Annotated in this window: 21 protein-coding genes; 12 read left to right on the top strand and 9 right to left on the bottom strand. The window is 33.7% G+C overall.

What is annotated here, in order from left to right; translation table 11 throughout:
* Positions 1–47: 47 nt before the first annotated feature.
* Both G6R40_RS07810 and G6R40_RS07805 read right to left on the bottom strand, forming a co-directional pair.
* Positions 48–6134, bottom strand: a complete 6087-nt coding sequence (locus G6R40_RS07810) for a T9SS type A sorting domain-containing protein (protein WP_165133788.1) — start codon at positions 6132–6134, stop codon at positions 48–50.
* A gap of 252 nt (positions 6135–6386) precedes the next feature.
* The gene (locus G6R40_RS07805; RefSeq protein ID WP_165133785.1) at positions 6387–8207 is read right to left on the bottom strand and encodes a transcriptional regulator; all 1821 of its coding nucleotides are present in this window, start codon (positions 8205–8207) and stop codon (positions 6387–6389) included.
* 294 nt (positions 8208–8501) lie between these two features.
* Between G6R40_RS07805 and G6R40_RS07800 the strand changes: the two genes are divergently transcribed.
* The 10 genes from G6R40_RS07800 to G6R40_RS07755 all read left to right on the top strand — a co-directional run bounded on the left by G6R40_RS07800 (position 8502) and on the right by G6R40_RS07755 (position 17016).
* A complete protein-coding gene (locus tag G6R40_RS07800; RefSeq protein ID WP_228455818.1) occupies positions 8502–9353 on the top strand; it encodes a T9SS-dependent choice-of-anchor J family protein in 852 nt (283 codons plus the stop codon).
* A gap of 254 nt (positions 9354–9607) precedes the next feature.
* Positions 9608–10882: a site-specific integrase gene (locus tag G6R40_RS07795; protein WP_165133779.1), complete on the top strand. Its 1275-nt coding sequence runs from the start codon at positions 9608–9610 to the stop codon at positions 10880–10882.
* Complete coding sequence (locus G6R40_RS07790) at positions 10879–11802, top strand: hypothetical protein (protein ID WP_165133776.1); 924 nt, start codon at positions 10879–10881, stop codon at positions 11800–11802. Before G6R40_RS07795 ends, G6R40_RS07790 begins: the two co-directional genes overlap by 4 nt.
* A 243-nt stretch (positions 11803–12045) precedes the next feature.
* The gene (locus G6R40_RS07785; RefSeq protein ID WP_165133773.1) at positions 12046–12333 is read left to right on the top strand and encodes a DUF3853 family protein; all 288 of its coding nucleotides are present in this window, start codon (positions 12046–12048) and stop codon (positions 12331–12333) included.
* Positions 12333–13325, top strand: a complete 993-nt coding sequence (locus G6R40_RS07780) for a RepB family plasmid replication initiator protein (RefSeq protein ID WP_165133770.1) — start codon at positions 12333–12335, stop codon at positions 13323–13325. The genes G6R40_RS07785 and G6R40_RS07780 overlap by 1 nt, the downstream gene beginning before the upstream one ends.
* Positions 13326–13683: 358 nt before the next feature.
* Entirely contained in the window at positions 13684–14592 is a 909-nt protein-coding gene (locus G6R40_RS07775; protein WP_165133767.1) for a toprim domain-containing protein, read from the top strand.
* Between the two features lie 69 nt (positions 14593–14661).
* The gene (locus G6R40_RS07770; RefSeq protein WP_165133764.1) at positions 14662–15111 is read left to right on the top strand and encodes a plasmid mobilization protein; all 450 of its coding nucleotides are present in this window, start codon (positions 14662–14664) and stop codon (positions 15109–15111) included.
* The gene (locus tag G6R40_RS07765) at positions 15104–16024 is read left to right on the top strand and encodes a relaxase/mobilization nuclease domain-containing protein (protein ID WP_165133761.1); all 921 of its coding nucleotides are present in this window, start codon (positions 15104–15106) and stop codon (positions 16022–16024) included. The genes G6R40_RS07770 and G6R40_RS07765 overlap by 8 nt, the downstream gene beginning before the upstream one ends.
* 12 nt (positions 16025–16036) lie before the next feature.
* Complete coding sequence (locus G6R40_RS07760; protein WP_165133758.1) at positions 16037–16672, top strand: hypothetical protein; 636 nt, start codon at positions 16037–16039, stop codon at positions 16670–16672.
* A 122-nt stretch (positions 16673–16794) separates the two neighbouring features.
* Positions 16795–17016 carry a hypothetical protein gene (locus G6R40_RS07755; protein ID WP_165133755.1) on the top strand — a complete coding sequence of 74 codons (222 nt, stop codon included), beginning with the start codon at positions 16795–16797 and terminating at the stop codon, positions 17014–17016.
* A gap of 288 nt (positions 17017–17304) precedes the next feature.
* Here G6R40_RS07755 and G6R40_RS07750 read toward each other — a convergent pair whose 3' ends face one another.
* From G6R40_RS07750 to G6R40_RS07720, 7 genes are all read right to left on the bottom strand, one after another.
* The gene (locus tag G6R40_RS07750; RefSeq protein ID WP_175617476.1) at positions 17305–18519 is read right to left on the bottom strand and encodes an IS256 family transposase; all 1215 of its coding nucleotides are present in this window, start codon (positions 18517–18519) and stop codon (positions 17305–17307) included.
* 72 nt (positions 18520–18591) lie between these two features.
* A complete protein-coding gene (imm45, locus tag G6R40_RS07745; protein ID WP_088656294.1) occupies positions 18592–18918 on the bottom strand; it encodes an Imm45 family immunity protein in 327 nt (108 codons plus the stop codon).
* Positions 18919–18921: 3 nt separating this feature from the next.
* Positions 18922–20178, bottom strand: a complete 1257-nt coding sequence (locus G6R40_RS07740; protein ID WP_088656293.1) for a Y-family DNA polymerase — start codon at positions 20176–20178, stop codon at positions 18922–18924.
* A 1-nt stretch (position 20179) separates the two neighbouring features.
* Positions 20180–20545, bottom strand: coding sequence for an iron chaperone (locus G6R40_RS07735; protein ID WP_088656292.1), 366 nt, complete (start codon positions 20543–20545; stop codon positions 20180–20182).
* Complete coding sequence (locus G6R40_RS07730; protein WP_317164490.1) at positions 20542–20928, bottom strand: translesion error-prone DNA polymerase V autoproteolytic subunit; 387 nt, start codon at positions 20926–20928, stop codon at positions 20542–20544. Before G6R40_RS07730 ends, G6R40_RS07735 begins: the two co-directional genes overlap by 4 nt.
* Before the next feature lie 109 nt (positions 20929–21037).
* The gene (locus G6R40_RS07725; RefSeq protein ID WP_088656290.1) at positions 21038–21886 is read right to left on the bottom strand and encodes an SDR family oxidoreductase; all 849 of its coding nucleotides are present in this window, start codon (positions 21884–21886) and stop codon (positions 21038–21040) included.
* A 62-nt stretch (positions 21887–21948) separates the two neighbouring features.
* Positions 21949–22521 carry a Crp/Fnr family transcriptional regulator gene (locus G6R40_RS07720; protein WP_088656289.1) on the bottom strand — a complete coding sequence of 191 codons (573 nt, stop codon included), beginning with the start codon at positions 22519–22521 and terminating at the stop codon, positions 21949–21951.
* A 237-nt stretch (positions 22522–22758) separates the two neighbouring features.
* On the opposite strand from G6R40_RS07720, the gene G6R40_RS07715 reads away from it, so the two are divergent.
* Positions 22759–23040, top strand: coding sequence for a hypothetical protein (locus tag G6R40_RS07715; RefSeq protein ID WP_045089652.1), 282 nt, complete (start codon positions 22759–22761; stop codon positions 23038–23040).
* A gap of 5 nt (positions 23041–23045) precedes the next feature.
* The gene (locus G6R40_RS07710; RefSeq protein WP_088656288.1) at positions 23046–24095 is read left to right on the top strand and encodes an integrase core domain-containing protein; all 1050 of its coding nucleotides are present in this window, start codon (positions 23046–23048) and stop codon (positions 24093–24095) included.
* Positions 24096–24297: the final 202 nt, after the last annotated feature.

Here is a 24297-nt window from a genome sequence, read left to right as displayed (position 1 = left end):
AACGTAGTTCGTGCTGCTAAATATTCAATTATTGATGAATTGTCATATTATTTCTTAATAATTTTATGACTTGATTTTTGGGCTTTAATGATATAAAGACCCGCTGGTAATCCCGTAATATCAATTTGATTTTTACCTACTTTCACATTGATGGTTTTAATAAACTGTCCTGTGATGTTGTAGATGGCAACCGTTTCCTGTTGTGGAGAATCGATAATGAAAACACCAGATGTTGGATTTGGATATACCTTAGCCGTGGCGTGAGTATTGTTGTCGACAGTTGATAAACTACTGTCTTTAAAGTACTCGTATGCGCCAAGATCAATAACCAGATTTTCTAATCTCTTATTGCCTAATACATCAAGGTCAATATTGATGTCATTTCCTGAAGCGATATAATCATCATTGTTACCTCGGTCGATAGCCTCACTTGTAGATTTTAATCTAAAATCATTGTTGTCAACATCTTCAAATTCTGGATCGAATGTAAAGTAGTTGATGTTGTTACTTAAATGTGGTGTACTTCCTGGATTCATCACTGTATTAGCAATGGTGAAATAGGTTTCGTTACCACCTGTAAGGTTAGTAATAACACCTCCCTTGCGCTTATTGTTCCATAGGATGCTGTTATAGACTTCGAATTTTCCTTTAGCTTTAACATGTAGTGCACCGCCGTTCTCGTTTGTGTTACTAGTATTATTAACGATTGTTGAATTAACAACTTTAATTAATGCATAGTCATTAGAGTACATTGCGCTACCATCTCCATTGCTCACGTTATTGTGTAAAATTGAGTTTACTACATTGATTTTGGCATTTTTCTCGGCATATAACCCAGCTCCGCGCTCGTCACTTTTATTGTTTCTTACGACAACATTTTTAAGATTAATCGTTGCGTCTTCTGCATAAACGCCACCGCCATAATAATGTGCAATACCATTAACATTGCCTTCTCCCACTGCGTCAGCTCCTTCTATAATAACATTCTCTAACGAAGCTACTACATTTTTTCCGTTGCTTTTTGATGTTACAATGATATGATGGTTTTTATCAACAGCACCAGATAGGATTGTTCCTGGAATTGCATCTCCTTTTTCCTGAATACCAGTTACTGGATTGTAGTTACCATATACAATTACATTGTTAGGAATAAAGAATGCATGTTTTTTCTTGTCACCATTAATATCAACTTCGAAATCAGAATCGATTTTTTCATTATCGTCATCACTAGAAGGTCTACCTTGGTCATTTCTGTAAGTTTTAGTATTATAACTATACATTGGTTTTTGTGTACCTTTAGCGACATAGATTTTTAATGGGTTTTGTGCAGTATATGTATTATTCATTCTGCTTACCCATTGTAACGCATCTGCAAGGTTTGGCATTGCATTAGCCCAAGTGTCTCCTGTTTTGTCACTAGTAGATGATACATTAGAGTCAACATAAAGTGCTATTGGATTTTTTGCTACAGATTTGATACTTTCAATAGCGCCAATATCGATAGAATTTTCTTTAATTCTGGTATTGCCATAGACATCCAAGTCAGTTGCCGAGCCTACTGCTAGATAATAGTTTTTATCACCAGCATTAATAGCAGAACTTGTTGGTTGCAATGAATAATCTTCGTTTGCAGCGTCTACAAATTTTGGATCATAGCTTTTGAAGTTGATTCTACCTCCATTTTCGCCGTCATTGTGACCATCTCCATCTCCCACAAGGTTACTTTTTCTGTTGATAATAGAATTGTTAACATTCCATCCATAATCATTACTATCACCTCCTGTAAGGTTTGCAAAACCATTCTTGTTTCTATTGTTCCAAACAATACAGTTTTGAATGTAATAATCTGCACCATTGGCGATATGTACAGCGCCTGTAGGACCACTAGATGTAGTAAGGTTGTCTACAATTGTTGTATTTACAATCTTAACAGAGGTATCACCGTCGTTTGCATATATTGCACTTCCTTCTCCGTCTATCTTATTTTTAAATAGTAAAGAGTTAGATAGTACAATATCACTATTGCCTTCCGCATACAGAGCAGCTGCTCTACCATAATTTCCGTTAGATCCAGTAATACTTTCATTGTTTTTGAAAATAGAACTATGAATTTTCAGACGGGTATTATCAGCATAGATACCAGCTCCATAATGTTGGTTAATGCCTTCACCATTGATTGTAGCACCACCTAATCCGTTAGCTTTACCTCCTGTAATGGTTACACCATCAAGTTTACTGAAAACATTTACATCAGCATCTTTATCTCCTGCAGATACCACAACGTGATAACTTTTATCATTACCCGATAAAATGGTTTGTGCAGTTTGTGTATTTCTCTGTGAACCGTTGTCAGGATCATAGCCACCATAGATATGAACATTTTTTACCATTAAGAAGGTCTTATCAACTTCTGCAGAATATTTGTTAAAATCTACAGCATTATATTTTGGAGTATAAGTACCTTTTGCAACTTTTATTGTTAATTTTCCAACAGGATCAATTCTTTGGTTTATCCATTTTAAAGCATCTGCAAGTTCTCCTACAGGATTGTTCCAGTCTGATCCATTACCAGTTGCTCCTTTCTTTACATAAAGTGTATTGTCTGCACTTGGTTTTATTACATTTTCTGATTGATTTTCGATAGCTCCTAAATCTAGTTTACCAAAAAGTCTTGGGTTAGCTGCTATATCGTAATCCTCTCCAGTGAAAGGTTTTGCTAAACTTTTATAAATTTCGTAGTCACCTTGGTCTAAAGCAGGACTAGCGTTTGTCGAATCTAACGAGTAATCTCTATTAATGGCATCTTTGAATTCTGGATCGTAAATCAAAAAGTTGATTTTTCCATTATTTTCTCCATTATCATGAGAATCATTACCATGGTTACCATCTTTGTTCATAATACTACGATTAACTACAAAATTGGCATCGATACCACCAGTCATATTGGCGTTTACATTAGACTTGTTTTTATTATTCCAAATAATACTGTTTTGGATATTAAAAGTTCCATTGTCTGCTACGTGTAATGCGCCACCTCCAGCATTATTAGATTTGTTATCTGCGATGGTTGAATTAATAATATTTACTTTCGCCTTATTATTAGAAAAGACAACACTACCACCTTCTGTACCATTAGCTACAACGTTATCATATGCTAAAGTATTGAACATGTAAAGATTGGATCCATCTCTGTCTGCGTATACAAATCCACCTCTTTCGTTAGCTTTGTTATTATTAGCTACTATATTTTTTAAATATAAATGAACAGGTTTGCTAGAGTTTTCTGCTACCACATATACACCTGCGCCTTTATCTCTATTAATATCATGGCCATTAACATTGTAGCTATTAGTTCCATTTGCAGTAGAATTCTGAAGTTGGAAACTTTCTAAAACAGAATTGTTAGAATTTTCTCCAGCAGCAATTACTAGGTGATAACTATTAGTTCCATTAAGGACAGTTTTCTTATCTCCTAAAACGCTAGTTTGCTTGCCTGTAGTTGGATCATAACTTCCAGAAACATGAACATTCTTAACCATTACAAAAGAACGATTTTTTGTATCTGTCTCACGTTCTAAATTAGCTGGATTATATAAAGGCTCATATGTGCCAGATGCAACTTTAATTTTTAAAGGATTTTCAGCTGTAAAGGATTTGAAGCTGCTTTGTTGGTTAGCCCATTTTAAAGCATCGGCTAGTTCATTAAATGCATTGATCCAATTACTTCCATTTCCTGTTCCAGTAGCGTCTTTTTTAACATATAAAGTATTGGCTACGTCTGGTTTAATAGGTGCTTCGTTCTCGAATGCTCCAATATCAATTGTACCATCTACGACTCTTGACTTACCAAATATGTCTTGGTCAGGAATACTGCCCACATAAGTAGTGTAATAATTATTATCACCTTGATTAATTGCTGAACTTAGTTGTTGTAAAGTATAATTACCTCCTAGGGAATTTACAAATAAAGGATTGAAAGATCTGAAATTGATTTTTCCAGCATTATCACCATTATTGTGACCATTTCCTCCTTCACCATCTGGGTTGCTATTGGCATTAATTATAGAATTGTAAACTTCAAAATTGGAACTATTACTAGAACCACCCGTAAGATTCAATAATTTTTGCGAAGTGTTGATATTGTTCCAGGAAATAGTATTGTAAATATAAAACTTACCACCTGCTTTTACATGCAGAGCACCACCGCTGTCACTGTTAGAAAGGTTATTCGCTACCGTAGTATTTATAACTTTCGCAACAGCATTATCGTTTAGATAAATTGCACTACCCTCTAATGTTGTATCAAATTTTGATGGTTCGTTATTATGTAATAAGCTATTAGAAATAACTAGTTCACCATCAGATTTTTCAACATATATTGCGCTTCCACGTTCTAATGCTTTGTTACCTGTGAATATTAATTTATTTGTTTTTATTTTAGCGCCTTGGATCATTAGACCACCTCCAAATTTACTACTTAGAGACTGTCCATTGACATCCATGTTATCGCCACCATCAGCGTTACCACCTCTGATTTTGAAGCCATCCAATACAGCGCCAGTAGATTTTGCTCCTGCCGCTATAACGACATGTTTTCTATTAGGTCCATATAGCTCGGATAAACTAGAGTTCATATTTCTCTGAGCTAATGTTATAATGCCATTTTCTGGATCAAAACTTCCGTATATTTTAACATTTTTAGATAGTAAGAAGCTCGTTTTTTTAGGATCAGCATCTAGATTAAAATCAAATGCGTTGTATATAGGTTGATATTGACCCTTTGCTACATATATTGTCGTCCCAGCGAAATTATCTTGATAATTTGTACTACCCGGTATTAATGTAGCTGATTTCTCTGTTCTAAAATTTACTAATTGTAATAAATCAGCAAGATTAGGCAATGCATTTTCCCAACTGTTGCCAGAGCCATTCCCTCCAGTTGCGTTGGGGTTAACATAGACTATGCTACCAAATGTAAATGGTTTTTGATTTTGATATGCACCAATATCTAGACGAGTTCCATTTTTTCTAGGATTACCATTAAGGTCTCGAGTATTGCCTCCTCCGTTTTCATCGAGATAAGAAACTTTACCTTTATCGATTGCATAACTTGTACTTTTTAGACTAAAATCATTATTCGCATAATCAGTAAACTGAGGATATTCATGATATACCAAATTTCTATATTGCTCACCGTAATAGTTCGCAGTGTTGTTATTAACAATAGAATTTCTCATCACAAAATCTGAAGCCGATCCTCCAGACATCCCAGAAAGACCTCCGCCTCCTTTGGTATTATTCCAAAGGATAGTATTGTAAACATAAAACTTACCACTTCGTCTTACATGTAATGCACCTCCGTTACTAGTATTTTCTGAAGCATTTTTAACAATCGTAGAGTTTACAATATATGCTTTTGCTTGTTCACTAAGATAAACCGCACTACCGTCACCATTAGCCTTATTGTTGTAGATCTCGGTGTTAATCAATGTGATTTTAGCATTTGATCTCTCCGCATATATAGCACCACCACGGTCAACGGCATAATTATTATAAAAACGTGAGTTGAGTATGTTCAAAGTAGCATCTTTAACATGTACAGCTCCACCAAAGCCTCTGAACAACCCGTTAGCAGAATTGGTACCATCAGCCTTACCATTGACAATGCTAACTCCATCTAAGGTTCCAAAATCTGTTTCTTGCACAACAACAACATTGTAATAATATGCAGCATTATTGTATGCACCCGATAAAATAGTTTCATTGTCTTTTGAAAAATTTCTCTGAGATTCTGTTACAATACCCTTCTCAGGATTAAAGCCACCATATACAGACACGTCATGAGGGATTCTAAAGCTTAAATCTCTATTGTTTGCATTTTGAACATTGTAAGTCTTGTCTCTTGTAGGGCTATACGTCCCTTTTGCAACATATATTTTAGCGACAGTACCATTTTGCTTAGCTTTTGCAAGCACTGCACCAAGGTCACCATGGGCATTCTCCCAAGAATTACCTGCGCTATTTGCTGTAGAAGCCCCTTGCTTCACATAAAATACATTGTTGCTATTTGCTGTTTGAGCATTAATTAGCCCAACTGTTAACAGCAAACCCAATGTAAAGATTTGTCTTTTCATGTTTAAAAAATTAATTTAAAAAGGTTGATTATTTAAGATATTTCTCCGAGTATCATTTTCCTATCACTACAAGGTAGAATAGAACAGTTATTAAAGTTTTTGGATACTATCGGTATCCGCAACAAATATCAAATAATCAGTAAACCTCTTTGTGTAATTTTGAGTTACAAATTCGTTACAAAGTTTAAGTTACTGTTAGTCAGTTGGTTGTTTTGGGCGGTTTTATGCGGGTTTTTAGTTTTGAGAGTTTGATTAAATATTTTTTTCTACAAACTCATAGGCCTGAATTTGTTCTGAAAGCTCTATTTTTTTCTTTATTCGATACCACGTAACGCGTAAAGATGAAGGTGAAATTCCCAAAGTAGAAGCTATTTGTGAGCTTGACATATTTAGCTTTATCAAGCAAAGGTATCTTATTTCTGCGGTGGTAAGTTGTGGATATTTTTGTATTAATTTTAGGATAAAATAGGGGTAGAATTTTATGAATTTTTGTTTAAAAATTTCCCACTCTTCGTTGGTCAAAATAGTAGAGCTTTTTAGCGCTTTCAGTTCTTCTGAGTCCACTTGTTGGCTTTCAATGGCTTCTATTAATTTGGACTTTTCCTCCAGTTTATTTTTAAATTCTTTAATCTGTGTTTGTACTTTGATCTGCTCTTCTTTGGTTTTCTCAATTAAGATGTCTTTCTGTTTGAGCTTTCGTTCTTTTTCTCTTAGCGATAATTTCGCACCTTTTTTGTACCGACGAAACAAGTACACCAAGAGAAAAATAATTATCAAACCTACAACCACGAAAATTCCTAAAAGCCTAACAATACTTTTTGTCTTAATAGCTTTGTTAATTTCTGACTGTCTGGTTTCGTTAGGATTGTCTTGATTGGTTTTAAGCGCATTTTTTTCATCAATATATTTAGTGAAATACTTCTCAGATGCATTTTTTTTTCCTAATGCTTTGTAGGTTTTGGACAAGCCAAGAAGTGTTTTTAATCTTGTGTTCTTGTCAGCGCCAGTCAGGTTGGTTGCAGTTAAGGCTTTATCATAATTAGTAAGTGCTTCTTTGTATTTTCCTTCGTTAAAATCACATTGTGCAAGTAATGCTAAGACTTTCCCCTCGTTGTAATATTCTTTTTGTTCGTGAGATTTTATGTAGCTTTCTGTAAGTAAAGGCTTTGCATCGTTGCATTTGTTCTGTAATATCAAAGCTTGACCTATTCCTCCTTTGGCTACTATAGACCAGTCAAACGTATTGTGGTCTCCCGGGAAATAATAGATTGGTTTTCTATTATTTTTAAAAAAATCATTAGAAACTTGATCTAGTTTTGTATAATAATATAGACCCTTTTCGGGTTGGTTTATTTCGTTATAACAAGCGCCTAAGAGATCCAAAAGTCTAAAATAGACCTTATAGTCTACAATGTTTTTATCCTTTTCTAAAAGCACAAGGCCTTTTTTTGCATGAGAAATAGTTTTGTTAAAATCTTGTCTTCCATAATATCTATAAGATAAATAAAAATGCCTCCTGTATAATGTTGGGAAATATTTTTCACCAATTTTTTCTTGCTGATAAATAACTTTGTATTTGTCGTCTAGGTTTTTTATAGTATCGTAGGTGTAGTCTTTTTCATTGTAAACACTTTGCAGTTCAAGTGACAACTGTTCGTCTCCAATTTTTTTAACATCTTCTTCTATGGCTTTTTTTAATTTATTCATAGAATACTGGTCAGTTTTCATGTTCAACATATAGAATATGGCCTCACTATACATCAATAATCTTAAAGAAATACGAATGTCTGGCTTTTCGCGCAAGTGCAACTCAATTTTCTTAACCATGTCAAGCGCGTTTTTGTTGTTAAAATTTTTATAGAGATCTTGTTCGGTTTTATGATAGGAAATTGTTTGATACAGAGAAGAGTCGGACCAAGCTTCTATTAGTTCTTCAGAAGTTAAAGATTGCGCTTTGGAAAATGAAATACTGATAAGATAAAAAAATAGTAAAAACCTCTTCATGGAAAGTATAGTAGAATAACTGTCAAAGATAACTAATTTTGATTTTTCAACAATTGAATTTATTGTCATAATTGATTATTGTAGGCATAAAATTGTTCATATTGGATTATTTTAATCAAATTATTAATAATTCTAAATAAAATTATTAAATACGCAATTGCTTGATTGTTAAAAGATTTGATTGTTTTAAGTTAATTGTAGCGCTTTTGTAACGCTCAAATTTTTATCTTATCATCGATTTTTTTGTTTTTTTGAGCTTTCCAATTATTTATGAACACTACATGCACAAAGTCTTTTAATAACAAGGCAAAAACAATCCAAAAAAAATATAAATTTTCGAACCTGATTTTATCTCTTCTTGTCATGGGCTTTGGAGCTCAGATGCAAGCGCAATCTTATATCGAGAATTTTGTCGAAATTCAGGATCTTGCGTACAAAGATTGGCACATGAAAAATCAGAGTTCTGCATTAGGACAGAATGATTGGTCGCAAGGCGATGTTAAAGTTTTTTCTGCCTACGAAGGAGGCGCAAAAGATTATATTGCGGCCAATTATAACAATGCAAGCGGTTTTGGAAACGATAATAACATTAGCAATTGGTTGATAACGCCGAACAGGATTTTTAGAAATGGCGATACTTTTAGTTTTTACACGAGAAAAAGGCTGAACACGATTCCAGATCGTTTAGAAGTGCGTTTTAGTAATAATGGAGCTAGCACAGACACAGGAAATTCTGCGACAGATGTTGGTGATTTTTCTAAAATCCTACTTACAATTAATCCGGCTCTTACAAAAACAGATTATCCTACAGATTGGAAAAAGTACACAGTTACAATTTCGGATCTCGACCAGCCTACTTCGGGACGCATTGCTTTTCGTTATTATGTTACTAATGCTGGCTTAGAAGGTATGAACTCGGATTTTATAGGGATTGATACAGTAGAATATACAGAGTCCAAAACATTGCACACGACGAATGCTTCAGTTGCACACGAAATTAAAATTTACCCAAATCCTGTTAAAGATATTTTGTTTATCAATTCAAAGAAAGAGATTCACAAAGTTGTAATTTTATCTATTGATGGGGAAAAAGTTTTTGAGAAAAAAAGCAAAAACTTAAATAGTGTCGATGTAAGACAATTGAACAAAGGTGTTTATATCATTAACATTTATACAGAAAATAAACATGAAATCTTGAGGTTTATCAAGGATTAATGAGCCGTTTGCGTGAGGCTACTAGGAAAGGCTACTACGAGAATAGCTATGACAAAAACTAAAAATCCGCGTTAAGCCATTGGTTTAGCGCGGATTCTAGTGGAGTTGGAGGGATTTTAACCTTTAGTTTCTTTAAGTGTCATTAAAACTTAATTGATTTGAAAATCAATAGATTATAAAAACTTCATTTCTTTTAGTATCTTAAATGTTCATAAAATTCATACATTTGTGGGTGTAAAAATGGGTGTAAAAAAATGATTATTAAAAGAAGTATAGTCTTTGATTTAGAGAACAGAAAGTATAAAGGTAAAATAATTTCTGACAATGTACCAATAAGAATTCGACTAACTTATTCTGGAAATAGAATTGAACTTTCTACTGGTATCAGAATAGATATGGACAAATGGGACAGTTCTAAAAGAAAAGTAAGAAACAACTGCACAAATAAACTCAAACAATCTGCATCGGATATCAATGCAAAGTTATCTGAATACGAACTTGAAATACAAAATATTTTTAAGAGATTTGAAATTGAAGAAAGAATCCCAAATAAAGAGGAAATAAAGCATCTATTCAATTTAGCCATCGAAAATCAAGGAAGCCCAATTAAAGAGAAACTGTTTTTTGACTATTTTGATGAATTTGTAAAAGAAAATGGTAGATTGAAAAATTGGACTACTTCTACTTACAAAAAATTTGGAACAGTAAAAAATCATTTGTGGGATTTCAACCCTAAATTATCCTTTTCATATTTAAATGAGAAAGGCTTAACGAATTATGTGGAATTTTTAAGGAGTGTACCCGAAATGAGAAATAGTACCATCGAAAAACAAATAGGATTTTTGAAATGGTTTTTGAGATGGGCAAAATCTAAAGGATATAATAATAATTTTGCTTACGAAACCTTTAAACCAAAATTAAAATCTACTCAAAAGAAAATCATATTCCTAAACCAAGAAGAACTGAAAAAGCTGAAAGAATATAAAGTACCCAACAATAAAACTTATTTAGAAAGAGTGAAAGATGTCTTTATTTTCCTTTGCTACAGCGGAATTAGATACAGTGATGCGTATAATTTGAAGCGTTCCGACATAAAAGAAGATTATTTTGAAATCACAACCGTTAAAACTGGCGATAGTTTAGTAATTGAACTTAATAAAAATACTAAAGAAATTTTAGAAAAATATAAAAAAATTCCTTTTGCCAAAAATAAAGCCTTGCCAGTAATTTCTAACCAAAAAATGAACGATTATTTGCAAGAACTTGCAGAATTAGCAGGAATAGATGAACCTATAAGAATTACATTCTACAAAGGAAATGATAGAATAGACGAAGTAACACCAAAATATAAACTTCTAGGAACTCATGCAGGAAGAAGAACCTTTATCTGCAATGCTCTTTCACTTGGAATACCTGTAAACGTGGTAATGAAATGGACGGGACATTCTGACTACAAATCTATGAAACCTTACATAGATATTGCTGATAACATTAAGGCTAATGCTATGAAAAAATTTGATAAAATATGATAATTCCAGAAGAAATTTTAGCACAAATAAGAGAAATCAAAGATATTTTTAAGAATTTAAACCAATCTTTGTTATTAGATACTTTTATCTATGATGAAAATGAATATAATATAGTAAAGAAAAACAAGTTTGATTTTACAAAATTAGAAAATATTGATTTTGAGAGATTGATTATGATTATCATTCAAAATAAAATTGATCCTGCCATATTAAATAGTTTGATCAAAACACTTGAAGAATATAAAATAAATTATAAGTCTAATTATAATAAAATTAAGAATTTTGATAGAGAGATGCTCTTTATAAAATTTTTAGAATATAGATATTTAAATAAAATTTCTATCCTTGAAAATGATATTAGAGAAATTAGAGATGAAAAAAATAAAATGCCTGATTGGCTAAAAGATAAGGAATGTGACTATTTCAAAACTGAGATAGTAAAAATAAATTCTGAATTTAAAATTGGTAAGGAGGTGTTTTTATGGATTAAGGAAGATTATTATACACTTGCTTATCATGCATCATCAGAAATACTAAAAGAGATTAGAAATTCTTTTCCCAATGAGGAAGTTTTAGAAATGGATGAAGATATTTTTAAGTTTGACTATACTTATGAATTATGGAAAATTTTGGCTGAAAATGAAATTATTAATATAGAAATCCTTACGAAAGAAAATTTTCATTTGATAATCAATAATAGAAACCCAAAAACAGATTGTAAAAAAAGTGTTACAAATAGAACTTTAATCAATTTTCCTTTGAATGAATTATCAAAAAAAGTTAAAGGCTTAAAATTAAATAAAGATAAATGGGTAAGTCATGTTTGCAGTTTATTAGATTTAAACAAAGGATCAATATCAAAACATGGCTATAAAAAAGATGAAAATAAAATTTTTTACGATTTTTTTTGTGTCAAATAACAATGGTTTTTAAAAGATTTGATACCAAATAACATTAATTAAATGTTATATTGGAGAAAAACCACAAAACAAAATAAATACTTTAAAGCAAATGATTGATTTTCAATTATTTGCTATTTTATTTTACAAAAAAAATATACTTTTTACCACAAAATACCACCAAAAAAACTTTAGAAATTTGTCCTGTTCGAGCATAGAAATGCCAAAGTACACGGCTATTGTTTAACAGAAAAATTTCAAAAAATGAACCTAAAAGAAAAGCCAATATGGCAGATGCAAGGTAGTGAGTTAGTGGAACTCATCCAGTCAAGTATATCCGGAATTTCAACAACGAATGAACCTACTGAAAAGAAATATGTTTATGGTATTTCTGGTATCCAAAAACTTCTAAATTGTAGTGAATCTTCCGCAAAAAGACTAAAAAAGAGCGGTGTAATAAATGAAGCAATCATTCAAAATGGAAGGAAAATAATCATCGATGTAGAAAAAGCATTGGAACTTTTAAAGAAAAACCAAAAAATCGGCAGATAATGAAGTCGGAGAAAGTCTTTGTACCAAAATCCCGAAAGAAAGTTTTGATTTCCAATGATTTTAGGGAAATTTTGATTACCCAGAATACCTCAATTATTGAGCAACGGATAATTGTAATGATTTTGTCAGCCATTAAAGAACAGCAGTCTCTTTTTATTAATGTGAAATCTTTTGATACTAAAAGAGAATTTCAGTTGTCCATTGACGATTATCACCAAGGCTGGACTAATCAAAGTATTGTTGAATTTGCAATTCCTTTGAATCAGCTTAATCCTAAACAGATAATGAAAAATGCTACTATACAAGAAGCCTTAATAAGCATGACAAATATAAACTGGATGAGGTTGAAAGATGAGAAAATCAATGGTTTTAGGGCAGTACCCTTTATTTTAGAGCCGAGTTGGAATCACAAATATATCTATTTTAAGATGGATAAAGCGGTGATGAAGAATTTGCTCAATATGAATCATTATTTTTCATTACTTAAAGATTTACCTTATGAAACATCAGTTAGTAACACGTTGAGATTCCTTTTGTGGATTTTAAAATTTAAAAAAATCAAACAAGTAACAAAAGAGTATGGACAGATTTTGAAAGAGCTTAATATTCCACCAAATAAATATGAAGGAAGCTATCGTTTTGATAGAGATTTTTTGAAAAGAGTAAAGGCAGATTTGGACACCTTTAATGACATAAGTTTCAACTATTCTCGAACAAAAGACACTTTTCTGTTTGTCATTTATCATACTAAAGAATCTGTTGGAAATATAGAGTTTCCTACACTAGAAACTTTACAAATCAATCGCGCATTAAACTATTTAAAAGTAAAGAGAAAGCTTAATGATAATCAAGTAAAAATAATGAAAAATCTTTATCAAATCAGAGATTATGAAAGCTTATCAAGAATTTTAAAAAGGAAAATTAAAAATGGTTTGGATGGAGAAAATTATATAAAAGCGGTTTTCAAACTTTTAGAAGAAATAAAAGGATAATGTTTCCGAAAATAGGGATTTTGTTTCCGCATTAGTGGATTTTATTTCCGTAATAAAAGATATTATCTCCGAGATTTTGGATAATGTTTCCGCAATTAGGGATAATGTTTCCGTTTTTTTGAAAAAAAGAAATCCAATTTCATAGTATCTATCAAAGATTTTAAGCATTAATAGATTGATGCTTAATTATATTAATGTTATTAATTTTTTAATTTCTATAAAAAAAATAATAAATGTGGATAAATGAACAAACTATAATATGTTCAATTTCAATAATTTAAAAATAATAAAAAACTCCATAAAGCAAGATAATGTTTCCGATATTTTTTGCTTTTGAAAAGAAAAAAAATCAAAAAAAATGAATATTAAACAAGCAAAGAATATTTTATTAACAGAATTGTTGGCAAGATTAAATGTTTTTCCAGCCAAAATTTCTGGAGATTTAGCGATGTATTTTGCCATTAATAGAGAAGAAATAGTTCCGAGCCTTTCCGTGAGTTTGAAAAAAAACACGGCACTAGATTTTGGTACAGGTAAAGTTTATGATTCAATTTCTTTGGTACAAGAAATCAAAAAATGTTCGGTTTCAGAAGCTTTGAAAATCATTTCAGAAATGGATTTTTCATCTTCCTTTCAGAAGCAAGAGAATTTAGAAGAAATTGAAGAAAAAAATTATAAAATTTTAGTGGTAGAAGATGAAATTTCACACCCTGCTTTAATTCAATATTTATTAAATAGAAAAGTTTGGGAACAAAGAAAATTTTTAAAAGAAATTCATTATCGAATGAATGACAAAAATTACTTCGGAATTGGTTTTAAAAACGATTCTGGAGGTTACGAAATTCGCAATAAATATTCCAAAATTTGTTTAGGAAAAAAAGATGTTTCAATGATTAAAAATGGTTCTGAAAATTTGAAAATCTTTGAAGGTTTTTTTGATTTTCTCTCCTTTAAAAATATAGAAAAATCTTTGAGCGATGAAAAGTCTGATTACATCATTTTAAATTCAGTTTCGATGATTTCTAAAATTAAAAGTTTACTCGAAAATCACAAAAATATTGGGCTTTATTTTGACAATGACGAAGCAGGGAATAGAGCTATAGAAACTCTTAAGAAGGAATTTGAAAATGTGGAAGATGACAGGATTTTGTACAAAGATTTCAAGGATTTGAATGATTGGGCAATGTCTTCTCCAAACTTAGAAGAAAAACTCGGCGGTTCTTTAGTGCAAAAAGTACCCAAAGTTTACAATAAGCGTGGTCGCTGATTGTAAAATTGGGATTTTTGATTTCTTCCTATCGTCAGAAATATTTTTTAAAACTCTGAAATTAAAGCAATGAAAAACGATTTTTTACAAGAATTTATCAACCAAGCCACCCAAGAAAATGAAGTCAAAATTGCTCAGGAAAAAAGAAAAAAACATTTCCAAGAATTAGGTAGGAAAGGTGGTTTGAAAACCAAAGAAAATAAAAAATTAGATAAAGTGATTTCGATACGAATGACCCATTCTGAATATGAAACACTCCTTCAAAAACAAGAAAAATCTCCGCTAAAACTATCAACTTATATCCGAAATGTTTTGTTTGAAAAAGAATTAAAAATCAATGAATTTAAAACCGATGAAACATTACTTCAATTTGGTAATAATTTCAAAAAAATAACCAATTTGTTGCGAAATCGAGAATGGACTGTTTTTGAAAATAAGAAAGAAATATTAGCAAAAATTGAAACTACAGTCGATTTGATTCATCACTATTTATATTCAAAAATTCAGAAAAATGAATAATTCAGCGACCACAAGAACCATCACCAAAATCGCTTTAGAATACAACGGAAACGACAAAGGAACTGCGGAAATGGTGGCTTCTAATTGCATTTTGAGTTCAACGACTGAAGCTCAATTTCAAGAAATGAAAACCGTCGCAGATAGAAATTCAAACGTGAAAAAATGGGCTTTAACGGGATATATTTCTCAGCCAGACGAAATCGGAAGAAATTTGACGGATCAAGAATTTACAGAAATTGCCACCAAAGCTTTAGAAAAAATTGGAGTGACCGAAAACAACCAATTTCGATTGGATATTCATAACAGCACAAAACAAAAACACCTTCATTTTATTGTGAACAGAATTGACATTTCAGGGAAATGTACGGTAAAATCACACGATATTGGACGAAGATTTGGAGAAGCAGTTCGAGCAGTTTGCAAAGAAAAAGGGTTGTTAACCGATGTGGAAATAGGGATTCAGAAAAAAGCATTGATGCTAAAAAACTTAAAAGAAACATTAAAAACAGCGAAAAACTTTGATGAACTTATTCTAAAAATGAAGGCAAAAGGTTTTGAAGTTCAGTTATCTACGAATGCGAAAGTTGGCGTTTCGGGAATGCGAATTGTGATGGAGAAAGACAAAAATCCCAATACAGAAAGGATTTATAAGTCAGGGTACAAACTTTCTGAAATTACCAACAAGTTGAAAATTAAAGACATCAAAGCAATTCTGAATGAAAATAATGAGAAGAAATTAAATAACGAAACTATTTTTTCTGAAAATTCTAACCAAGAAATTAATGGAAATGAACTAAAAAGCAATTCCGTAATTAAAGAAGTTGGAAAAGCAATTGAGCAATTTTTACAACCAACTTATGTCTTCAATTCAGACGACGAATTATTAAGGAAAAAGAAGAGAAAATCAAGATAAAAAAATCAAAAAATGGAAAATCAAAAACAAAACGAAGAAACGAAAAGCAATGGAATGGAATTGCTTGAAAATGTGATAAAATCAAACGAGAAAGCAGTTACATCCAACATCGAAAATCTGAAATCTAATGCAAAATTGAGTGCAGATATTGAAGATTTAGTTTTGGCGATTGGTCAAAAACAATTAGATTTTGAAGTAGTGAAAGAAATCTATAAGGAAATATTGAGTTTTTATGAGCTGGAACAAATAAAAAGAGTTGAATTTCTTGCCAATATTCCTACCAAAACAGAAACAGTACTCTCTCAGGAAACCATTGATTTTTATGGCAACCTGGAAAGGAAAATAAAAAGGAATGGGAAATTTATTTGGGGAGGATTTGGAACTTTTATTTTGGGGATTTTCACTTTGATTTTTTCCATTAATTCCGCAACAACTTGGTATAAAGAAAGCATCAAAGCAAAAACCGTACTTCGCCAAGATATTTTAAATGAAATTGCTGGTGAAGGAAAAAGAATAATTGATGAAAAAGAAATAAAAATCCTAAAAGAAAACACTGAAATTATGCAACTTTGGATTAAAAATAATCCTAAAAAAGCAGAAGATTTTTTGAGATTTAAGGAGGGTTTTGAGGCGAGATTAGAAAAATAGTTTTAAAATTACTACAAAAACTTCATTGTTGCTGGTTAAAGATTTACCTAAATAAAAATTAGCTTTCTCTACAAACTCATTTTTCAAATAAAAATGTATTTTTACCAAAAATTATGCTCGAAATGAACGATGTAGAGAAAGCTATTATTGAGTTACTCAAGAAAGGTTACAGTCAAAATGAGATAGCTGAAAATTTTAAAGAAACAAAAAATTTCTCCATATACTCAAAGTCTTCTATTGAGAAAATTATTCATTCTCTGAAAAAACGACACCAAGTAAAAACGATATTTCAGCTTGGAATGGTGGTGGATAAATTTTGTACTGAAAACGCATCAAAGTCATAATCTTAAATTAAATCATAGAATTGACAATATAGTCAATTACCTTTTTCCTATTCTCGAAAACCAAATCCTGGTTGTGTAAATTAAACTGTGTCAGGTTTTATTTTTATAGTTAATTGGGCACCTTTTTTCTAATGGGTAATGCTGAGACCTGAGTTTTAGTTGGTCAAAAACGGTTAGGGGTCGACCCCCTAATCGTTTTTATGTTCCAATGGTGCAAAGCATCGCCATCGTTTTGTTGGTCACCACAAAACTAATGAAAAATATTGAATTCCTGTTATTGTCAATAAATTAATCGAAAAGTTTAAATCTATCCGGAAAAAGGATAGCCAGTTGCTGGGCTGTCTGTCCCCAATCTTTCAAGGGCATAGTCCACTTTTTACGTATATTACGGTAGGCCAGATAAACCAGTTTCTCCAACGCCGTGTCGTTTGTGAAAACCCCTTTGTTTTTTGTCACCTTGCGAATCTGACGATGGTATCCCTCCACCGTGTTGGTGGTATAGATCAGTCGCCGGATGGCGTCAGTATATTGGAAATAGGCTGATAGTTTATGCCAGTTGTCCCGCCAGGATTTTATCACCAGTGGATATTGTTCGCCCCAGTTCAACTCCAGATTGTCCAGCTCCACTTCTGCCTGTTCCTTGCTTACAGCCTGATAAACGGGCTTGAGATCCTTCATGAAGGCTTTTTGATACTTGCTGGCAACATATTTAAGGGAGTTGCGCACCTGATGCACAATGCAGCTCTGAACGATGGTTTCCGGGAACACACTATTGATCGCATCGGAGAAACCGGCCAGATTATCCACACTGGCTATTAAAATATCCCGTACTCCCCGTGTTTGTAAATCAGTCAGTACCGAGAGCCAGAAATTGGCACCTTCACTCCTGGAAATATACATTCCCAGCAGATCCTTATGCCCGTTGCGGTCAACGCCGAGCACATTGTAAATGGCGCGGGTAACCGGTCGGTTTTTATCATCCATGACCTTGTAGTGGATGGCATCCATCCATACTATGGGATAGACTGAATCAAGGGGACGGGTACGCCAGGATTGAAGTTCAGGCAGCACCCTGTCGGTAATGGCGCTGATTGTATCGGCTGAAACCCGATTACCCAGGTTCTCCTCCATCCAGTCGCTGATCTCCCGCGTACTGTTGCCTAACGCGTATAAGCCAATGATGCGGTCAGCTACACCTTCGGCCAATATACGCTCCCGCTTTTTGATAAACTCCGGTTCAAACCGGGAATCCCTGTCTCGTGGCGTGTGAACTGTAACCTCACCCAGGGAAGTCTGAACTTGCTTGCGATTATATCCATTGCGGCGATTACCCGATAAGCGTTCCTCTTCATCCATGTGAACATCCATCTCACCCTCCAATGCTGCATTCAGAAGGTTCTCCAGTAATGGCGCAAATGCACCGTCTTTTCCTAAAAGAGGCTTGCCGGCTTTTAGCTGCTCCAGCGCCTTGGCTTGAAAGGACTTGTAATCAAAATCTTCCATAATGTAAACTATTGTGTAAAAGTAATAAAAAAATGAATTTATTATTTGACACAGTTTACTTTACAGTCTCCTTTAATCAAGAGTAGGAACTGATTTTTCTACTACCCAAACATCCTCAACTCCACAATCTAAGTAAATCCAATCATTCCAGTTCTCAACAACCCACTTCCAATTTAGACCGAAATTAGTGGATAGTGCATCTTTAGGTAATCTTACCAATAGAGAACCTGCTTTATATCCAGATATAACATACAAGACATAACGTAATTCTCCATTATCAAAAGACTCGGCAACCATAAAGTCTACGACCTCCTCATAGGGATATTTTGCTTTACAGCGAAATACACACCCTCTACTTATATCTTGCTTATAGTCTAGTAATCTTGATCTTTGTTCCATTTTCTATCCTCTTATCTCTATTATATCCCCAATCTTCGTACTAGGACACTTTGATAGAAAATCTCTTCGCAGATTCCAATCAGCCTTTCCAACGCCTTGAGCAGCTAGTTTAATGCAGTTTGTGCCATTCTTCTGATTGATGGAATCTATCATTTGCGAAATGCGTTTTTGCTTTTCTCTATCTCTTGGGTCAAAAAGGTCGTGCATATAATTGGTTTCGCTGATGATATGCGTAAGTATAACTCCAGCTTTTTTGTATTCATAACCCTCTCTGTAAATCTCTTTCAGAGCACAACTAGCATGCTTGATTATCTCCATTGTATCAGCAGTAGGGAAAGAAAATTGCATTGCCTTAGATGGAAAATATTGTTGTAAATCTTCTCTGTGGCGATTGGTATAAGCAAAAACAATCATGCCCTGTGTTAATGAATTTTGTTTTCTCAACTTCGCAGCACAAGCTGATGCAAAGTTAGCAATAGATTCTCGTAAAGAATCGAAGTCTGTAACCATTTCACCAAAACTGCGAGAGGTGCAAATTTGTTGTTTTTCAACTACAGAATCAGAAGTGATGCAAGGCTCTCCATGTAGTTCTAACCAAGTACGTTCACCTACAACAGTCATCTTGCTACGCACCCATGAACGAGATTTTTGAGTTAAATCGTAAGCTGTTTTGATTCCATAATATTCTAAAGTCTTGGTCGTTTGCCTCCCTATGCCCCAAATGTATCCTACTGGAGTCTTCTGTAAAGCTTTAATTCTTTTTTCATCAGAATCCATTATACAAACTTTGTTATAAGCAGGATATCGTTTGGCAAAGCTATTAGCCAATTTGGCTAAAGTGCGTGTTGGAGCAATACCAAGTGAGACAGGTATACCAGAACTTCGACAAGTTGTTCTCACTAGTTTCTGTCCAAATTCTGAAAAGTTTTCGATACCAGCCAAGTCCAAGAATGCTTCATCAATAGAATACACATCTATTTCGGGAACTTGCTCAGCTAAAATGGACATCACTCGCCTTGATAAATCTCCATAAAGTGTATAATTTGAAGAGAATACATTGATATTTTGTTGTCTTATTAAGTCTTTGATTTGATAGAATGGCACACCCATCTTCACACCTAACCTCTTAGCCTCTTCACTTCTTGCAATTATTGCTCCATCATTATTCGAAAGCACAACAATAGGTTTTCCATCCAAATTTGGATTGAAAACTCGCTCACATGATGCGAAGAAATTATTACAGTCGATGAGTCCTATCATATTAAACAGACTTCTTTTGTGCTTTTTCTATATTCTCTTTTACACGAAATAGTGTAATTTCAGCAATAAGGTCGTAAGGAATGGATTCAGTGTATAGAAATTGTATACCTCCTTTAGATATGGTATATCCTTCTAATTTATCTTTAAAAGCTTCAACACCTGACGGATCTGGATAAAAGCCTAGATGTTTCTTATATGCAGCAAAGTGCACCAAATTACCATGTAATATAAAAGTTGGTATTCCGTACTTTATAGTTTCTTCTAATTCAGTGTTGCACGACAAAATTATTTCTCGCACTCTCTTTAAAATCTCTTGAATATTTTCAGGAAACTTTTGGATGTATGTTTCTATTGTTTCTTCTTTCATCTCCTCCTCTTATTTTGAATACAATACGTTACAATTCCCCAAATTAAGAAATCATTTTCGATTGTCACTTTTATTGGTTCATAATTCTCGTTGGCTGGTTCTAGCCAAATAACATCTTTTTCTAGTTTGATGTATTTGATAGTGAACTCACCATCAATAAAGCAAACGGCCATATCACCGTTCTGAAGCTCTAGCGATTTGTCAATCACTAGAATATCGCCATCATGCACATTAGCATCTATCATGCTATCACCCTTTACACGTCCATAGAAAGTGGATGCAGGATGTTTTATCAACTCCTTATTCAAGTCGATAGCACTTTCAATATAGTCTTGCGCTGGACTAGGAAACCCAGCCTTGATTCCTCCATCTGCATAGGGCAAAGAGAGTTCTAGACTTTGGTCGGATGGATGTATTTTGAGGTTTGTTTTATTCATGGAGCAAAGGTAGGAAAGAATATTTTTATTCTTGATAGATTCTATTTGGCAATAATTATTCCTTCAAAATCGTCATATAAAAATCCTCCAACTTTAACTTGCCATATTGATTTGCAATATTATCCTGAGCCATAGCTGAAAGGAAAAATTCAAATGGACCATATGCTTTGGAAGATGTGAATGTTCGCAACACCCAAATAGAGAGTTTGCGAGTCCAATCTGGCAGAAAAGTAATCTTGAGAGGTTTATTCAAAACTCGCAATGCTATTTTGGCAATATCCTCTTGTGTCAGTATCTCTTGTCCTCCAGCAGTTTCCTCTCTGTTGCCAGCAATCATTTTGTCAACGCAAACAACTGCTAGATCTTTACCATCTATAGGGTTGAGCTTAAACTGTCCATCACCAAACAAGTAAACTCGCCCCTTCTTAGCCATTTCTAAAAAGTCCTTCATATCTGAGAAAAAACCATTAGGACGCATAATGCAATAGTCCAAACCTGACGATTTCAATTCATTTACAAAACGTTCTTTTGCCTCAAAAATCTTTAAGTGTCTTTGTTTATCTCCATTAATGGCAGAAATATATTCAAATTTCTCTACTCCTGATTTTTTAGCTTCGTATAACAAGTTCACATTTCCTTGATAATCTACATCCATGTAAGTCAAGTCCTCTTTTTGCCTTGTGATGCCAATGGTAGAAAACACCCAATCTATATTTTCTGCAATACTAACAAGTGTTTTGGGCATGGTTATTTCTCCTACAAAAAAGTCGTCCACATCTTTGAACAATTTCTTTTGGCTTTCTTTTCTGATTAATACTCTTACCCAGTATCCTCTACTTTTTAGCTCATTGACAATGTGTTTCCCTAAATAACCAGTAGCTCCAGCAACTAATACTTTTTTCATGTCCTTTTTGCTGTAAAGATAGGGTGATGAATTAGCTATTGTACTTGACGATTGTCAAGAAATCATCGTTTCAGAATGCGACTTTTGATGCGGCTCAATGTTTCAGGTGATACACCGAGGAAAGATGCAATATATTGTTGAGGCACATTCTGAAAAAGTTCGCTATTGCTTTCTAATAATTCAAGGTATCGCTCTTCGGCTGTTTGAGTAACAAAAGATGCAATTATCTTTTGACTGGCAATCAATTCATTTTCGGTAGCTATACGTCCTATTGCTTCAAACTTGGAATCTTTTTGGAGCAAAGTTTCTACCTTCTTCTTATCCAATATAACTATCTCAGATTGACCCATAGACTGATAATTCTCTTTAGCAGCAATACCTAGATTATAGCTTTCTCCAGCACATATAAATTGCCCTTGCGAATAGAAAAAAGCTGTTTTCTCATCCACATCCACTTTGTAAAATAATCGGATACAGCCTTTCGTTACAAAATAGAGTTCATTTGCTATTTGCCCTTCTTCAAAAAACACCTCATTATTTCGCAGTTTCCTTATTTCAAATAAAGACATGAGCACTTCGCACTCTTCATCTGATAATGCGACATAGGTTTTGATATAGTTTATTAGTTGATTCATATGGTGTATCTAATTTAGCAATCATTTATTATGAAATGTACAATTTACAACAACTTTTCCTTTCCCATCCCAGCTCCACAATCCCACTATGTCATCTTCTTGTTCGGTGTTTAGTTCATCAGGAATAGGTATGAACGGATTTTCTAAGATAACGATTTAGGATAGTTGATTTTAAAATTTATATTAGCCCTCAAATAAACCGAGCAGTAAAAAATAAAAGTTATTTTTACAACTGCTATGGAAAAGAGGAAAAATTTTACATCGAAAATCAAGGCTGAATTAGTTTTATCCTTGTTGCGTGGAGAGGATCCGGAGCTGCTTAGCCGTGAATACGGAGTTACTCTGGCTGATATCAACCTTTGGCGGGATCAATTTATCGAGAGTGGTACCGACGGGTTCAAACGTAAACCCGACGATTCGAGGCTGGGTGCTGCCGAGCGTAAGATCGGGCAACTGCAGATGGAGCTCGAACTCACAAAAAAAAAGAACGAATTGGCAGCAAAACTAAAAAGGAAATAATCTCCATGCTGATAGAGGAACATTATCCATTAACCGGGAAACCATATCCGAAGCGTTTGATATTCAAGGTAGTCGGCTACAGCAGCAGCACCTGGTATGAAAACCCTACTCCCAAAACAGGGAAACGGGGCAGAAAACCCAAGCATAGCGATGAAGAGGTTTTACAGGAGATTAAGGAAGAAATTAAGAAGAGTACATTCAACGCTGAAGGTTATCTGAAAGTGAAGAAGCGCATGGGTAAAAGGAAGATAAACGCTCTGGTAGCCGGCAAGGCACGTGTGAACCGCATCATGCGGGAAAACAACCTGCTGAGCCCCTACAGAAGGCCCGGGAAGACGAATAAGCGCGAACATGATGGTACTATAATCACGGATGCACCCAATGTAATGTGGGCCACTGACGGGAAGAGGTTTTGGATTGATGGGTCAGGTTGGCATTGGTTCTTTGGTGTGATCGATCACTTTAACGATGAGATTATCTCATGGCATATTGCAAGGAAAGGCAACCGGTTTGCCGCCATGGAGCCTGTTAGGGCCGCTGTACGGAAGACTTTCGGTTCGGTAGGTAAGGATGTGTGTAAAGGAATGAAGTTGCAATTAAGAAGCGACCATGGCTCGCAGTATGACTCTGCTGATTTTATGAATGAAATGAAATTCCTGGGATTGGAGGTGTCCAAAGCGTTTGTACGGTCACCGCAATGCAACGGGATAATAGAGCGGTTTCACCGCACCCTGGAAGAACAGGTGTTGCAAACAGAAACATTTTCTTCCTTTGAGGAAGCTTATAACAGTATTAATCAATTTATTAATGACTACAACACGGATTGGATATTTCATAGACTGGAATACTGTTCTCCTGTAGAATACAGGGAAAAGTACGCCGAAAGCCAGCGAAAAGAAAATGATGACATACCATCGGGCAATAAGGATCCTGAGGTTCAGCTTGTCCTCATTTCAAGTGGCTCAATGCCACGAAGAAATGAAATAGCTCTTCAGTCAATGATAAAAGGGGCAATTACTTACAGTAACACCCCTTCAATAAATCCTTCGGTATAATATATCACCATCGGATCAGCTTGTCCGATACAAAAGTAATAAAAAAGATTAAATACAATTAATGTGCTCGGTTATTACGGGCTAATACATTATATTTGCACTATTATGCAGCAATAGTAAAATAACATTGAGAATTATAGTTATCCTTTTTTAAAAGGAAACTTAGAAAATTTAGATAGTACCTAAACTTTAGGGTACAGTT

Source organism: Chryseobacterium sp. POL2 (assembly GCF_011058315.1).
GTDB lineage: Bacteria > Bacteroidota > Bacteroidia > Flavobacteriales > Weeksellaceae > Soonwooa.
This window is presented reverse-complemented; position numbering and strand designations above follow the sequence as displayed.